The organism is Geobacillus sp. CCR (genome assembly GCF_052906625.1).
In genome coordinates, this window is record NZ_JBREBQ010000010.1 from 84,530 (window position 1) to 99,627 (window position 15,098).

The window sequence follows — 15,098 nt, forward strand, 5'->3', positions numbered from 1 at the left end:
GTGAGAACAATGGCCAAACAACCGAACAAAACAGCAGCTGGCACAAACATTCAAGAAGTAAGACAACAAAATGCCCAATCGGCTCAAGCCGCTCAAGCTGGCCAATTTGCGACGGAATTTGCGGCTGAGACGAATGTGCAACACGTAAAACAACAAAATGCGCAAGCGGAAGCCCGCAAAGCGCAAAATGTCAATCAATAACCAACGATCATCCATGGCTGACGCCTGGCGGTTGTGACGACGGCGTATGTTGCTACAAGAGCGCAGGCGATAGGCCGAAGATGGAAGGAAAAAGCAGGGGCGGCGCGCCTCTGCTTTTTTTGTCGACAAAAGCTGTCATCTCTTTACAAGATTAGTGAAAGGGATTTGTGGGTGCGGGCGCGAAATGATGAAAGGAAATCACACGGCAAAGGGGAAGGGAGAACGGAATGGCGATGGAGCACGCATGGACGAATGTAGGCGACGAGGCGCTGTTTTTGCAACAGGAGATGGAGCGTTGCGAGGAGATCACCCGCCAGTTGGATGAACTTGAACGTGAAGCGCCGACCGCCGCCTTGCGCGAGGAAGTGCGGCAAATGAAACGGGAGGTGGAAGCCATCCGCCGCGCATTTTTAGGGCAGATGGCACCCGGTGTCTGACGGACAGGCTGCGTCCTTGAGCCAACGCGCCAGTTGCCTTTTCCTCAGTAAGGCGGCCTGCTTTTCTTTCCTTTTGCAAAAGGAACAGGGTATAATATAACGAAGAAGCTCCCATCGGAAAGTAGGGAAGAATGATGCCAGTTTACCCTCGGGAAGGGAAAATCATTCAAATCCATAGCTACAAACATAATGGGACGATTCACCGGATTTGGCAGGAAACGGTCGTATTAAAAGGGACGCCATCGTATGTGATCGGCGGCAATAACAAAACACTCGTCATGGAAGCGGACGGCCGGACGTGGGTGACGCGCGAACCGGCGATTTGTTTTTTTCATGCTAAGCATTGGTTTAACATTATCGCCATGATTCGTGAGGACGGGGTGTACTACTATTGCAATTTAAGCTCGCCGTTCGTTTGGGATGAAGAAGCGCTGAAGTACATCGATTATGATTTGGATATTAAAGTGTTTCCCGATATGACGTACATGCTGCTGGATGAAGATGAGTATGAGCGGCATCGCCGCGAAATGCACTATCCCGATGTGATCGACCGCATTTTAAAAAACAACGTTCAAAAACTGATCGGCTGGATTAAGGAGCGGAAAGGGCCGTTTGCGCCCGAGTTCATCGACAAATGGTACGGAGTGTTTCAGGCGTACCAAACGTAAATAGCGGCATGAAAAAAGCCTGTTCGGCATCGCTGGCAGGTTTTTTCTGCTTTTTTGTCGAAAGCGGCACGCATGAAGAGCTGATGGTGAGGCGGGGGATTGTCCTACGGCAGGCTGTCAGTCAAGCCATCCTCGTGCGTCCCACGGTTGGGCTGCCTTGCTAACGCTTATGCTTAAAAGCAGGGGTCTCGATTAGAGATGAGAAATAGCGACATGAAAAATCCTGTTCGCAAGTCGGCAGTTTTTCTGCTTTTTCCCGCATGCATGAGGAATGGCGACGGTCAAGCAGGAGTGATCAGTTGATTTGGAGGCGAAATCGACATCATGGAAGACTTGAATCCGACGGACTTAAAACAAGTGGAAGGAAACAAAGAGTTTCAAATTTTCAAGCGCCCGTCGATGAACGTCGCCTATGTCGGACTGACGGCGACGAGAGGGCCGCTGAAAAACAAGTTGGTTCGCCAAGCGTTGAACTACGCGGTTGACAAGAAAGCGATCATCGATGCGTTTTACGCCGGCCAGGCGGAACCGGCGAAAAACCCGATGCCTCCCAGCATCCCGGGATACAACGATGCGATTCAAGACTATCCGTTTGATTTGAATAAAGCGAAAGAGCTGCTTGCGAAAGCGGGTTATCCGAATGGCTTTGAAATCGAACTGTGGGCGATGCCGGTACCGCGTCCGTATATGCCGGACGGGCAAAAAATCGCTGAGGCCATTCAAGCGAATTTTGCCAAAATCGGCGTGAAAGCGAAAATCGTGACGTATGAATGGGCGACCTATTTAGACAAGCTCGCCAAAGGGGAAGCGGACGCCTTCCTGCTCGGCTGGACGGGCGACAACGGTGATGCCGATAACTTCTTGTATGCGCTCCTTGACAAAGACAGCATTGGCAGCAACAACTACACCTATTTCTCGAATGATGAGCTGCATAAAATTTTGGTCGAAGCGCAAACGGTGAGCGATGAAAACAAACGGAACGAGCTGTATAAAAAAGCGCAAGAGATCATTAAAGAAGAAGCGCCATGGATTCCGCTCGTCCATTCAACTCCGCTGTTGGCCGGCAAGGCGAATATCCAAGGCTTTAACCCGCACCCGACCGGTTCGGATAAGTTTACGAAAGTCGAGTTTAAATAATCGACTGAGAGAGGGGAAGGAGCGCATCTTCCCCTCTTTGTTTGCCGCATGTTAAGGGAGGGAGAGTCAGGTGCTGTCGTATGCTGTGAGAAGGGTGCTGATGGTGATCCCGGTGTTGTTTGGCATGTCGCTTGTCGTCTTTTTTATGATCCGAGCCATTCCAGGCAACCCGGCGCAAGTCATTTTAGGGCAAAAAGCGACGAAAGAGGCTGTAGCGGCTTTGACCCATAAGCTTGGGTTAGATGAGCCATGGTATGTGCAGTATGTCAAATACATCGGCGGCTTGCTGCACGGTGACTTAGGCGAGTCGATCCGCACCGGCGCCCCCATCGCCGAAGAAATTTGGCCGTATTTAGCGGCGACGATCGAACTGTCGCTGGCGGCGATGCTGATTGCGGTGATCATTGGCGTGAACGCCGGCATTATTAGCGCTTGGTTTCAAAATTCATGGTTTGATTATATTGCGATGGTGTTGGCATTGATTGGTGTTTCCATGCCGATCTTTTGGCTTGGCTTAATGGAGCAGTGGCTGTTTTCGATTGAACTTGATTGGCTGCCGACGTCCGGTCGCGAGGACGTACGCAACCCTGTTGAGCCGATCACTCATCTTTATCTGATCGATACACTTCTCTCTGGGAATACCGATCAATTTTGGCAAGTTATTCAACATCTTGTCTTGCCGAGTATGGCTCTAGCGACGATCCCGATGGCGATTATTGCTCGCATGACGCGTTCGAGCATGTTGGAAGTGATGAAATCCGACTACATTCGCACCGCTCGTGCGAAAGGATTAAGCATGTTTTGGGTCGTGTACAAACATTCGTTGAAAAACGCCATTATTCCCGTGTTGACGGTCATTGGGCTGCAAACAGGACTGCTGCTTGGCGGTGCGATTTTGACGGAAACGATTTTCAGCTGGCCCGGCATCGGACGCTATATTTATGATGCAATCGGGTATCGGGATTATCCGGTGATCCAATCGGGCATTTTGATCATTGCCACCATTTTTATTTTTATTAATTTGATCGTTGATTTACTTTATGCGATCATTGATCCGCGCATTAAGTACAATTAAGGAGGGAGGGCGCCTATGGCTGAACTAGCGCGCACGCCGGCAACACCGCCGGCGGCGATTAGGGAGACGGAATCGGTTTCTTTATGGAAAGAAGCATGGCGGCGGTTTCGAAAAAATAAAATCGCCTTGGTCGGTGCTGGGATCGTTTTGTTTTTTATCCTTGTCGCCATCTTGGCGCCGTGGCTGGCACCGTATGATTATAAAGACCAACAGTTGGCCGAGCGGTTGCAGCCGCCTTCTAGCGAGCATTGGTTCGGCACCGATGATTTTGGCCGCGACATTTTTTCCCGCGTGATATATGGAGCCCGCATTTCCCTGTGGGTCGGATTTTTTTCCGTGCTCGGCTCGGTCATGGTTGGTTCGCTGCTTGGCATTATCGCCGGCTACTATGGGCGCTGGATTGATGGGGTGATTTCGCGTTTGTTTGACATTATGCTGGCGTTTCCGAGCATTTTATTGGCGATCGGCATCGTCGCTGTGCTCGGGCCGTCTTTGCAAAACGCCCTCATCGCCATCACTGTCATTAATGTACCGAACTTTGGGCGGCTCATCCGTTCTCGCGTGCTAAGCATTAAGCAAGAAGAATACATTATGGCAGCGAAAGCGATCGGCATGAGCGACTGGCGCATTTTAATCCATCATATTTTGCCCAACAGCCTCGCGCCGATTATCGTTCAAGGGACACTGGCGATCGCCACGGCCATTATCGAAGCGGCCGCACTTGGCTTTTTAGGCTTGGGGGCGCAGCCGCCCAATCCGGAGTGGGGGAAAATGCTATCGGATGCCAAAGATTTCTTGACTCAGGCGCCGTGGACGATGATTTTCCCTGGATTGGCGATCATGCTGACGGTGCTTGGCTTTAACTTAATGGGCGACGGGCTGCGCGATGCGCTTGACCCACGGATGAAAAATTGAAGCAGGCGGTCCGCTACGAGCGGCCGCCTGCTGACTTTCCCAGCTCTTTTTCCAGCGTGTCATCGTAATGGTAATGGTGGAAACTATCGATAAGCTTGTCTAAATGTTCGAGGCGATCCCCATAATCCATGATCGCTCCGATTAAAGAAAACAACCGATAATCGCCCGGCGGCTGGCCGTCCGCATAAAAGGCGGAAGTGAGCCGCTCGCGCTGATGATGAATTTCCTCGGCCCGTCTGCTGTGAGGGAGCGGCTTTGCCTTATGGATAAATTTCAGCAACAGTTGCTCATGGTAGTCAAGCAAGCAGCCAAGGTGCAGGCAGACGGCTTGACGAAGCTCGGCGGGCAAGCGGCTGAACTCGTTTTCGAGCCGGTGCAGCCATTTTAAGACAGATAAAGCTCGATCGGCCGCTGCTATCATTTGCCGGTACAACACGAGTTTGCGAGATTTTTGGAAGCGTTGGCGTCGAAAATACGTGCGTTCTTCTTTGTACATAAAATATAGATGCTCGAGTTTGGTCATTTCTTCGTGTCGTGCTTCAATTTCTTCCTTCAAATGGTGATGGTCGGCTGCTTGCTGTTTATGCAGGCGGATCCATTTTAAAATGGCCTCTGTTTCTTCGCTGATTTTTTCATATACCTTTTTTTCGTATTTCGGCGGCAAGAAAATCAAGTTGACGACAAAGGCGGCGAAAATACCGAGCATCATCGTTAAAAAGCGAATGGCCGCAAATTGAATGAACTGGCGGTCTGTATATTCCATAATGGCAATGACTGTGACAAGCGCTACGGAAATCGTCGATGATTCAAGGCGCATTTTCAGGCAAAGGGCGATGACGATCATCAGCGTCAAACCGACGACCAACGGATCGCGCCCAAGAATGAAAACCGCCGCGATCGCGAACAAGGCGCCGATCACATTCGCTTGCACTTGCTCGATCAGCGATAAATAGGAGCGGTAAATGGTCGGCTGCATGGCGAACACAGCGGAAATGCCGGCGAATGACGGCGATGGAAACTGGAAGAGCGCTGCTAAGAACAAGGCGAGCGCCACTGCGATCCCCGTTTTGAAAATGCGGGCACCGAGTTTCATCTATGATCAAAACTCTCCTTTTTGTTTTGGTGAACCATTCAGTACTATACACAGTTTCATCCTATGTGCGCAAGGAAAAAATATAACGCCCCGCTGGTAAAGGCGGGGCGTTGAGAAATTTCTGGTGTTCAAAGCTGCCGGAACGCCTTGCCGACCGCGTCGATCGTGTAGGCGATGTCGTCTTCCGTATGGGCGAGGGTGATAAACCATGCTTCGTATTTCGACGGCGCGAGATTGATCCCTTGTTTGAGCATGAGCTTGAAAAATTTCGCAAACAACTCGCCGTCGCTGCGCTGGGCTTGCTTGTAGTTTTCCACTTTTTCGTCAGTGAAGAAGACGGTGAGCGCGCCTTTTAAGCGGTTGACGGTCACCGGCAGGCCGCATTGGCGAGCATGGGCCAGGATGCCTTCTTCCAGCATTGCTCCCAATCGGTCGAGATGCTCATAGACGCCCTCTTGTTTCAACACTTCAAGGCAGGCGATGCCAGCGAGCATCGACGCCGGGTTGCCGGCCATCGTCCCGGCCTGGTACGCTGGTCCGAGCGGAGCGACTTGTTCCATAATGTCTTGGCGTCCACCGTACGCCCCGATCGGCAAGCCCCCGCCGATGATTTTCCCCATCGCCGTCAAGTCGGGCTCCACACCGAGCAAGTTTTGCGCTCCGCCGTACATAAAGCGGAAGGCGGTGATCACTTCGTCGTAAATGACGAGCGCCCCTTCCTTGTGGGCAATCTCATTGATCGCTTCTAAAAAGCCCGGTTTTGGCAGGACGATGCCGAAGTTGCCGACGATCGGCTCGACGAGGACCGCTGCGACTTGCTCGCCCCAAACGTTCATCGCTTCGCGGAACGATTCGACATCGTTGTATGGCACGGTAATGACTTCTTGGGCGATGCTCGGCGGCACGCCGGCTGAGTCCGGCGTCCCCAACGTCGATGGCCCCGAGCCGGCGGCGACGAGCACAAGGTCCGAATGGCCATGGTAGCAGCCTTCGAATTTGACGATTTTGCTTCGTCCGGTGTAGGCGCGGGCGACGCGGATCGTGGTCATCACCGCCTCTGTTCCCGAGTTGACAAACCGCACTTTCTCGAGCGACGGGATCGCCTCTTTTAACATTTTGGCAAACGTGATCTCATGCGGCGTTGGCGTGCCGTACAACACACCGGTCTCGGCGGCGCGGCGGATGGCTTCCGCGATGTGTGGATGGGCGTGCCCGGCGATGATCGGTCCGTAGGCGGCCAAGTAGTCGATGTACTTGTTTCCATCCACATCCCAAAAGTAGGCTCCTTGCGCCCGCTCCATCACGACTGGCGCACCGCCGCCGACCGCTTTGTATGAGCGGGACGGGCTGTTCACTCCACCAACAATGTGCTGGAGCGCTTCTTCATATAATTGTTCTGATTTGGTCCACTGCATTGTTTGATCCTCCTGTTTCCGCTGACTGCCTCTTTATATAGTAAACCGAGAAGACTCAAACTTCAATGCTATAGGTGTAAAGCGGGAGACGGATCGGTTTCTCCCATCATTGACGTGCCGATTCGAAAAAATCCGACAGGAAATCGTTTGTTTCCGTATGGGCGGAACTGACATCCAACTGTTGCCGACGGTCGATCGGCGAGTGGGCATTGATTTAGGACAAAAGCATTTTGCCGTTCTTTCCAAATCGGAGGCGGCGCCTAACGCAATGGCGTCAACAGACTGGAAAACAAAAAAGATGAAAATGGCGGCGATTCATGTATAATGCAACATAGGAGAAGGGCGCAAGCCGCCTTTTTCCTTTGACGCCAAGGAGAGGTCAGGAGGAGAACGATGAACGCGATTGAAGTAGAACATTTGCGCAAAGAATTTAAAGTGCACAAAAGCCGCTCCGGCCTTGTCGGAGCGTTTCGCGATTTATGGACGCGCCGTTATACGCTCGTTCGAGCGGTTGATGACATTTCGTTTGCTGTTAAGCAAGGGGAAATCGTCGGCTATATCGGCGAAAACGGCGCCGGCAAATCCACGACGATCAAAATGTTGACCGGCATTTTAACGCCAACGTCTGGGCGCATTGTCGTCAACGGGATGAATCCCCATAAAGAGCGCGAAAAATTCGTGCGCACGATCGGCGTCGTGTTCGGCCAGCGTTCGCAATTATGGTGGGACATCGCTGTTCAAGAGTCGTTCCGGCTGTTGAAAAAAGTGTACCGCGTCTCGGACGAGCAATATCGCCGCCATATGGCCGAGGTGATTGACATGCTTGAGATCGGCCCGCTGCTTGATAAGCCGGTGCGCAAGCTGTCGCTTGGCCAGCGGATGCGCTGTGAGCTTGCCGCCGCGCTCATTCACAACCCGCCGCTGTTGTTTTTGGATGAACCGACGATCGGCCTTGATGTGCTTGTCAAACTCAACATCCGCCAGTTTTTAAAGCAATTGAATGAACGGTATGGCACGACGATCCTGCTGACGACGCACGATATGTCAGACATTGAAGCGCTTTGCGAGCGGGTCATTATGCTCGATGAAGGGAAAATCATTTACGACGGGTCGCTTGAGCGCCTGAAAGAAAGATGGGGCCAAGGAAAACGGGTCGCCTTTACGTTTGCCGAAGCGGTGACGGCCGCTTTTTTGCAGCAGTTGACTGAAGGGTTGGATGTTGTTTGGAAAAAAGGTGAACAGCCAAACGTTTGGGTCTCGCACGTTCCATCAGGAGGCGTGCCGGAAGTTGTCAGTCGCGTCGCTGCCCGTTGTGCGTTAAATGACATCCATATTCACGAAGTGCCGACGGAGGAGATCATCCGCAATATTTATGAGGAAGGTGCGGTTCATGGGTAAGTATGTCGAAATGGTCCGCATCCGCTTTTTAATGATGCTCGCCTACCGGACAAACTATTACACTGGCATTTTGATTTACGCCATTAACATCGCAGCGTATTACTTCCTTTGGTCGGCTATTTATGGCGGCAAATCATCGATGCAAGGGATGTCGCTTGGGCAAATGACGACGTATGTCGCCATTTCCTGGCTGGCGCGGGCGTTTTATTTTAACAACCTTGACCGTGAAATCGCCATGGAAATCCGCGATGGAAAAGTAGCGATTGAACTGATCCGCCCGTACAGCTATTTAGGGATGAAAGCTGTGCAAGGGCTTGGCGAAGGGCTGTTTCGCCTTTTCTTTTTATCGCTGCCTGGGCTTTTGGTCGTATCGCTTTTTTTGCCGCTTCAGTTTCCGGGACACGCCAAAACGTGGCTGTCTTTCGGCTTGTCGCTTCTATTCAGCTTTATCATTTTTTCGGAGCTGAACTTGCTTGCGGGGGTTGTGACGTTCTTTACGTTCCGAAATGAAGGGTTGCTTAGGGCGAAGCGGTTTATCATCGACTTGTTTTCTGGGCTCATTTTGCCGCTTTCCTTTTATCCTGATTGGGCGCAACGGGCGATGATGTATTTCCCGTTTCAAGCCATCAGCTACATCCCAAGCATGATCATGACAGAAAGTTTTAAAGGTGCTGCTGTCCGTGATGGCCTGCTTCTGCAGGCAACGTGGTGCATCGTATTGCTTTTTCCGATTGGATGGTTATGGAGAGCGGCGAAAAAGCGTCTTGTTGTGCAAGGGGGGTAAACGTTGTTTTACGTATCGGTTTTTTTTCAATACATGGCGCAATATATGAAGACAAAGCTGCAATATCGAGCCGATTTGTTCGTGGAGTGGCTGTCTGACTTTATGGCTCAGGCGGTCAACTTGGTATTTTTGCTGGTTGTGTTCGGCCATACGACGCTGCTTCACGGCTGGTCGCGCGATGAGATTTTGTTTATTTACGGTTTTTTTCTTGTTCCATATGCCGTATTTGGCGCCTTTTTTAACCTTTGGGATTTTAATGAACGATATATTGTGCAGGGGGAAATGGATCGTGTGTTGACGCGCCCGCTAAACAGCCTGTTTCAAATTGTTTTGGAGCGGATGGAGCTCGAATCGTTGCTTGGCGCTGTGCCCGGGCTGATCATTATGCTGTATGCCGGCAGCCGCTTGTCTCTTTCATTTCATTGGTATGATGTCTTCGTGTTTATTTTGTTTGTCATTGGCGGTGCATTGATTTATGCCGGCATTTTCATTTCACTGGCGACGATCAGTTTTTTTGCCGACGCCCGCACATCCATCATGCCGATGATGTACAACATCAGCAGCTATGGCCGCTACCCGATCGATATTTATCATCGCGTCATCCGCTATATTTTAACGTGGGTGCTGCCGTTTGCCTTTGTCGGCGTTTATCCAGCTGCTTATTTTCTTGATAAAAAGGAATGGTACAGTTATGCCTTTTTCACCCCAGTGGTCGGCATGGTTTGCTTCACCGTTTCGGTCATGCTTTGGAACGCCGGGGTGAGACGATATCGCGGGACGGGGAGCTAGGCGCCCCGCCCGTTTTTGTTCATTTGCCATCAAAATGACAAACAATGGTCAAGCAATCGACACAACCTTGTCTGTATCGTTAGCATGTTGTGGCGTAAAATAAAATGTGAATATATTCACAAAAAGGAAGAAGAGGTGAATAGTGATGAAAAACGGGAGAGGAAATCGGGTAGCGGTCGTCGGCACCGGGTTTGTCGGCGCCAGTTATGCGTTTGCCTTAATGAATCAAGGGATTGCCGATGAGATCGTGCTCATCGATGCAAATGAAAACAAGGCTGAGGGCGATGCGATGGACTTCAACCATGGGAAAGTATTTGCGCCGAAGCCGGCTGACATTTGGCACGGCGATTACGATGATTGCCGCGATGCCGATTTGGTTGTCATTTGCGCCGGCGCCAACCAAAAACCGGGCGAGACGCGGCTTGATCTTGTGGACAAAAACATTGCCATTTTCCGCTCGATCGTTGAGTCGGTCATGGCATCCGGATTTCAAGGACTGTTTCTCGTCGCCACCAATCCGGTCGACATTTTAACGTACGCGACGTGGAAATTCAGCGGCCTGCCGCAAGAGCGAGTAATCGGATCGGGCACGATTTTGGACACGGCGCGGTTCCGCTTCTTGTTGGGCGACTATTTCGCCGTCGCCCCGACGAACGTGCACGCCTATATTATCGGCGAACATGGCGACACTGAACTCCCGGTCTGGAGCCAGGCTGATATCGGCGGCGTGCCGATCCGCAAGCTGGTCGAGTCTAAAGGGGAAGAAGCGCAAAAAGAGCTCGAGCGCATTTTTGTCAATGTGCGCGATGCCGCCTACCAAATTATTGAGAAAAAAGGAGCGACGTACTACGGGATTGCTATGGGGCTTGCCCGCGTGACGCGCGCCATTTTGCATCATGAAAATGCCATTTTGACCGTTTCCGCTTACTTGGACGGCCCATACGGCGAACGCGATGTCTACATCGGTGTGCCTGCTGTGATCAACCGAAATGGCATCCGCGAAGTGATTGAAATTGAACTTGACGAGGAGGAGAAAAAATGGTTCCACCGTAGTGCTGCGACGTTAAAAGGTGTATTGGCGCGCTATTTTGCTCAGTAAAGCGCAACGATTGGCTTCATCTGACGGGACGCTGGCTTGTCAAATGGGTCGGGTGATCCGGTGGAATACAGGAGTGCTGCCGATTCAAGCAGGGTGCGGAGGGTCATGCGGTATAATCGCCCGGTTGTCCGCGTATATATGAACGACGGACAAAAATGGGGGGAACGTGATGGATTACGCCTTCCTTGGCATTGTTGCCGCCGTACTGCTCGGCAGCATCACCTCGCTTTGGACAGTGCGCGTGCAAGCGACGCATCGCCTGTCACTCGATAGCTTATGGGTTCTCGTCCAATGGTATTTAACGATGTTGCTCGGTTTTGCCATGATTTATATGATTTTGCAAGTAAACGGCCATGCTGTGTTTACCCCATCCCCAAATAGCGCATCGAAAGATCGTTTGTCGCTGCTTGAAGACAGCTTGTATTTAAGCGGTATGACGCTTTTGTCGGTCGGATACGGTGATGTCACTCCGATCGGCGTCGGGCGGTGGATCGCCATTGCCGAAGCGCTGCTCGGCTACATTATGCCCGCTGTCATCGTGACGCGCACCGTGTTTGACTGGGATCATCGCTGATATGAGTTGCAATTTCCCTTCGTCTTCGCTACGCTAAAAGAAAACGAAGAAGACGGGGGGAACGACATGACGATTGCCATTGGCCAGCCAGCTCCAGATTTCACCTTGCCGGCAAGCAATGGGAAAATGGTTTCGCTGTCTGATTTTCGCGGCCGGTATGTGGTGCTTTACTTTTATCCAAAAGACATGACCCCGGGGTGCACAGCCGAAGCGTGCGACTTTCGCGATCGCCATGCGCAGTTCGCTGAGTTGAACGCCGTCATTTTAGGAGTGAGCACCGACCCGATGAATCGGCATGAGGCGTTTATCGAAAAATATGAGTTGCCATTTTTGCTTCTTTCTGATGAGCGGCATGAAGTGGCCGAGCTGTATGGGGTATGGAAGAAAAAGAAAAATTTCGGCAAGGAATATATGGGCATTGATCGCTCGACATTCATTATCGCCCCCGACGGAACGTTGGTCCAAGAATGGCGCGGGGTGAAAGTGAAGGGGCATGTCGATGAGGCGCTTGCGGAAGTCGCCCGACTAGCGTCATCTAGGTAAGCGTCCAGACAATGTACATCGTTTGGCGTATGATACATAGTAACCTCCTCAAATGAATGACATAAGAGGCGGAAACAATTTCCGCCTCCTTTTTTTGTTAAAATGGCGTCTGAGCCCATATATTAATGGCATCTATATTGACAAATGGCATGTATTCTTTGTAGACTAATTATAAATATTATAAAGTGATAATTTTTTTCACCTTTGCACAGAGAGTGAGGTGCATGACGGTGTCTGACAACGAGCAACTGAAGGAAGCGCTTGACATGCTGAAAAAGACTGGCATACGCATCACGCCGCAGCGTCATGCGATATTGGAGTATTTGATCAGCTCGATGTCCCATCCGACGGCTGATGAAATATACAAAGCGCTGGAAGGGAAATTCCCAAACATGAGTGTAGCTACCGTCTACAATAACTTGCGCGTCTTTAAGGAAATCGGGCTTGTCAAAGAGCTGACGTACGGCGATTCGTCAAGCCGGTTTGACTTCGTCACTTCCAATCATTATCACGTCATCTGTGAAGAGTGCGGCAAAATTGTCGATTTCCACTATCCAGCGCTTGATGAAGTCGAGCAGCTTGCCGCTCACGTCACCGGCTTTAAGGTCGACCATCATCGCATGGAAGTGTACGGAGTCTGCCCTGACTGTCAAAAAAGCGGGGCGCCGGCGCATTCGCATTAAAAAGCTGATAGCACAAGGCGGCTATCAGCTTTTTCTTTTTTTGTTGTACTTTTCGTCAAACTCTTTTCCTTCCAGTTCGCGGTCTAACGTCAACGGTTCACGGCAAAACATGCATAAATCGACGCGTCCGAGCATTTTTGTCACTTTGCCGCACGACGGGCAAACAACTTGGACGGCTCTCGTCGAGAGTGTGCCGATCCAAAAATATACAATGCCACTGGCGACAAGAAACAACATCCCAAACAACATAAACAACGTCATGATGACCGGGGACGTACGAAAAAACAGCCCAAGATACATGACAATGACACCGATAAAAATCAAGCTTAAGGCGAAAGTGCGAATTTTGTTGATTTTGCTCGAATATTTGATGCTCATCACAGTCCCTCCTACATAGACCACTATACCATAAAACGGGGTCCCATCGCGAAGAAGAAATCAACAAAATCGACGTTTTAAAGAAAGGAATTCCTCTTTTTTTGTCGAATAACGAATGACGGCAACAAACGACAGCTTCATGGATGCAAGCATTCTGGTCTTTCTGAAATGAAACAGGCGTTGACAGCATTGTTTGAACATCTGCACAAACGCAATGTGATGATTGATGACGGTGGAAGGGAGGAAAAAACGTTGCAGAAAAAACAGCCGGCTCAAAATAGGAACGTATGGTTGTCTGTCAATCGATATGTTGGGATATCTGAGGGATTTGTCCGCCCGGATATCGCGGCCGGCTTTCTGCAACGGACGCGAGGTATGAAAGAATTGCTGCATCCCATCTGTCACGAATGGGCAAACCGCTGCAACACGCACGGAATTTTAATGATTGAAAAAACGGCTTGCCATGCAGCAACAACGGATACGTTTGATGTCGTGCTGCTCGTCATTGTCGACCCGCAAAGCGAGCCTATGCTTCTCAGACAGTATTCACTAAACGAGAAAAAGGCGGTGCTTTATGCAGTCAGTGAACGGCAGTTAAATGAATGGCTTGTTCTCGGGTCACATCGAAAGGCGGTCGACTGGGTGTTCAACGGAACGGTCGTGTTTGACCGAAACGGCTATGTTCAGCAGTTGCGCCAGCGCCTTGAGCAATTCCCGCCTAAAGAACGGCGATTGAAAATGGGACTCGAGTTTGCCAAACTGATCCGCCATTATACAGAGGGCAAGGCGCTGTTTGCCGCCAAGCATTGGCTCGACTCATACAACCATATGGTGCAAGCCCTCCATCATTTGGCGCGATTGACCGTGATCGAGCACGGACTTTACCCGGAAGTGACCGTATGGAATCAAGTCAAGCGAATGGATGGAAGGATTTATAAACTGTATGAAGAACTCGTTGGAAGTGAAGAACCGCTTCCGAAACGGCTGGAACTTTTGTTGCTGGCCAGTGAATTTTTGATTCATTCTTACGTAGAATCAGGTTCCTCTCATTTATGCGAAGCGCTGAAAGAAAAAAATGGTGCTTGGAGCATTGAGGAAATGACCGGTCATCCGCAGTTTGCGCCTTACTCGGTTGATCTTGTTATCATGCTTGAGTATCTTGTCGAAAGGAAAGTGCTAACCGTCGTGGAAATGCCGACAAAAGGAAATACAATGCTCGAACGGTATTACACGTTGTAAAAAAAAGAATTTTGACGGTCCCCTTCTGCTGATCCCCAAAAATGGAAGGGAGCCGGTGAGAGGATGGATGCTATTAGGAATTTCATTGTGTTTATACAAATGTCAGTTGCCAAGATCATTGAAGGAAGGAGGCAACCCGGCCGAAAAAAGCTCTTGACTTCCTTGTCGAACGATGATATATTTTAAATCGCTGTCGCGCCGGGAAAATGTTGCGGAGCGGTATGAATAAAAGGCTGTTGACAACGAACAATAAAAATGCTATGATGTAAGGGCCGCTTTAGGAAGCGGAAAACACATTTGCGTTTGAGGGAGTCCAGAGGAGTTGGATTCCTCGGCGCAAGATTGCAACGAAGCAAGTTCAAGAAGAGGTCTCGTTCCTTGAAAACTGAACGAAACGAAGCGCAATAGAAAAGCGGAGGCCGCATTGGCCAAAGCAAAAGCCAATCAACTTTCTTTTGGAGAGTTTGATCCTGGCTCAGGACGAACGCTGGCGGCGTGCCTAATACATGCAAGTCGAGCGGACCAAATCGGAGCTTGCTCTGATTTGGTCAGCGGCGGACGGGTGAGTAACACGTGGGCAACCTGCCCGCAAGACCGGGATAACTCCGGGAAACCGGAGCTAATACCGGATAACACCGAAGACCGCATGGTCTTTGGTTGAAAGGCGGCC

General features: G+C 50.6%; 16 protein-coding genes, 1 rRNA gene and 1 pseudogene. 15 read left to right on the top strand and 3 right to left on the bottom strand.

Annotated features, from left to right (window positions below):
- Window positions 1–9: 9 nt before the first annotated feature.
- The 6 genes and pseudogenes from ACVBDQ_RS07340 to nikC all read left to right on the top strand — a co-directional run bounded on the left by ACVBDQ_RS07340 (window position 10) and on the right by nikC (window position 4,433).
- Window positions 10–201 carry a gamma-type small acid-soluble spore protein gene (locus ACVBDQ_RS07340; protein WP_011229970.1) on the top strand — a complete coding sequence of 64 codons (192 nt, stop codon included), beginning with the start codon at window positions 10–12 and terminating at the stop codon, window positions 199–201.
- A 227-nt stretch (window positions 202–428) separates the two neighbouring features.
- Window positions 429–638: a YgaB family protein gene (locus ACVBDQ_RS07345; RefSeq protein ID WP_011229971.1), complete on the top strand. Its 210-nt coding sequence runs from the start codon at window positions 429–431 to the stop codon at window positions 636–638.
- 134 nt (window positions 639–772) lie between these two features.
- The gene (ntdP, locus tag ACVBDQ_RS07350) at window positions 773–1,306 is read left to right on the top strand and encodes a nucleoside tri-diphosphate phosphatase (RefSeq protein ID WP_011229972.1); all 534 of its coding nucleotides are present in this window, start codon (window positions 773–775) and stop codon (window positions 1,304–1,306) included.
- Between the two features lie 309 nt (window positions 1,307–1,615).
- Window positions 1,616–2,443, top strand: a pseudogene (locus tag ACVBDQ_RS07355) (ABC transporter substrate-binding protein); the annotation flags it as partial.
- A 70-nt stretch (window positions 2,444–2,513) separates the two neighbouring features.
- A complete protein-coding gene (locus tag ACVBDQ_RS07360) occupies window positions 2,514–3,518 on the top strand; it encodes an ABC transporter permease (protein WP_014194923.1) in 1,005 nt (334 codons plus the stop codon).
- 15 nt (window positions 3,519–3,533) lie between these two features.
- Window positions 3,534–4,433 (top strand): nickel transporter permease, encoded by a 900-nt coding sequence (gene nikC / locus ACVBDQ_RS07365; RefSeq protein ID WP_446663124.1) that lies wholly within the window; start codon window positions 3,534–3,536, stop codon window positions 4,431–4,433.
- A 13-nt stretch (window positions 4,434–4,446) separates the two neighbouring features.
- Here nikC and ACVBDQ_RS07370 read toward each other — a convergent pair whose 3' ends face one another.
- A complete protein-coding gene (locus tag ACVBDQ_RS07370) occupies window positions 4,447–5,526 on the bottom strand; it encodes an FUSC family protein (protein ID WP_014194924.1) in 1,080 nt (359 codons plus the stop codon).
- 128 nt (window positions 5,527–5,654) lie between these two features.
- Complete coding sequence (locus tag ACVBDQ_RS07375; RefSeq protein WP_013146305.1) at window positions 5,655–6,941, bottom strand: glutamate-1-semialdehyde 2,1-aminomutase; 1,287 nt, start codon at window positions 6,939–6,941, stop codon at window positions 5,655–5,657.
- Between the two features lie 393 nt (window positions 6,942–7,334).
- On the opposite strand from ACVBDQ_RS07375, the gene ACVBDQ_RS07380 reads away from it, so the two are divergent.
- From ACVBDQ_RS07380 to perR, 7 genes are all read left to right on the top strand, one after another.
- Entirely contained in the window at window positions 7,335–8,339 is a 1,005-nt protein-coding gene (locus tag ACVBDQ_RS07380; RefSeq protein ID WP_011229976.1) for an ABC transporter ATP-binding protein, read from the top strand.
- Complete coding sequence (locus tag ACVBDQ_RS07385; protein ID WP_011229977.1) at window positions 8,332–9,123, top strand: ABC transporter permease; 792 nt, start codon at window positions 8,332–8,334, stop codon at window positions 9,121–9,123. The genes ACVBDQ_RS07380 and ACVBDQ_RS07385 overlap by 8 nt, the downstream gene beginning before the upstream one ends.
- 3 nt (window positions 9,124–9,126) lie before the next feature.
- Window positions 9,127–9,912, top strand: a complete 786-nt coding sequence (locus ACVBDQ_RS07390; RefSeq protein ID WP_011229978.1) for an ABC transporter permease — start codon at window positions 9,127–9,129, stop codon at window positions 9,910–9,912.
- A gap of 145 nt (window positions 9,913–10,057) precedes the next feature.
- Window positions 10,058–11,011, top strand: coding sequence for an L-lactate dehydrogenase (locus ACVBDQ_RS07395; RefSeq protein WP_011229979.1), 954 nt, complete (start codon window positions 10,058–10,060; stop codon window positions 11,009–11,011).
- 169 nt (window positions 11,012–11,180) lie between these two features.
- Window positions 11,181–11,585, top strand: coding sequence for a potassium channel family protein (locus ACVBDQ_RS07400; RefSeq protein ID WP_011229980.1), 405 nt, complete (start codon window positions 11,181–11,183; stop codon window positions 11,583–11,585).
- A 66-nt stretch (window positions 11,586–11,651) separates the two neighbouring features.
- Entirely contained in the window at window positions 11,652–12,128 is a 477-nt protein-coding gene (gene bcp / locus ACVBDQ_RS07405; RefSeq protein WP_011229981.1) for a thioredoxin-dependent thiol peroxidase, read from the top strand.
- Window positions 12,129–12,352: 224 nt separating this feature from the next.
- Window positions 12,353–12,811 carry a peroxide-responsive transcriptional repressor PerR gene (gene perR / locus ACVBDQ_RS07410; protein ID WP_020279379.1) on the top strand — a complete coding sequence of 153 codons (459 nt, stop codon included), beginning with the start codon at window positions 12,353–12,355 and terminating at the stop codon, window positions 12,809–12,811.
- Window positions 12,812–12,835: 24 nt separating this feature from the next.
- Here perR and ACVBDQ_RS07415 read toward each other — a convergent pair whose 3' ends face one another.
- Entirely contained in the window at window positions 12,836–13,189 is a 354-nt protein-coding gene (locus ACVBDQ_RS07415) for a YgzB family protein (protein ID WP_011229983.1), read from the bottom strand.
- A 375-nt stretch (window positions 13,190–13,564) separates the two neighbouring features.
- Between ACVBDQ_RS07415 and ACVBDQ_RS07420 the strand changes: the two genes are divergently transcribed.
- Together ACVBDQ_RS07420 and ACVBDQ_RS07425 are read left to right on the top strand one after the other, a co-directional pair.
- Window positions 13,565–14,428, top strand: a complete 864-nt coding sequence (locus ACVBDQ_RS07420) for a nucleotidyltransferase-like protein (protein ID WP_033845649.1) — start codon at window positions 13,565–13,567, stop codon at window positions 14,426–14,428.
- Between the two features lie 452 nt (window positions 14,429–14,880).
- Window positions 14,881–15,098 (top strand): 16S ribosomal RNA (locus ACVBDQ_RS07425); the annotation flags it as partial.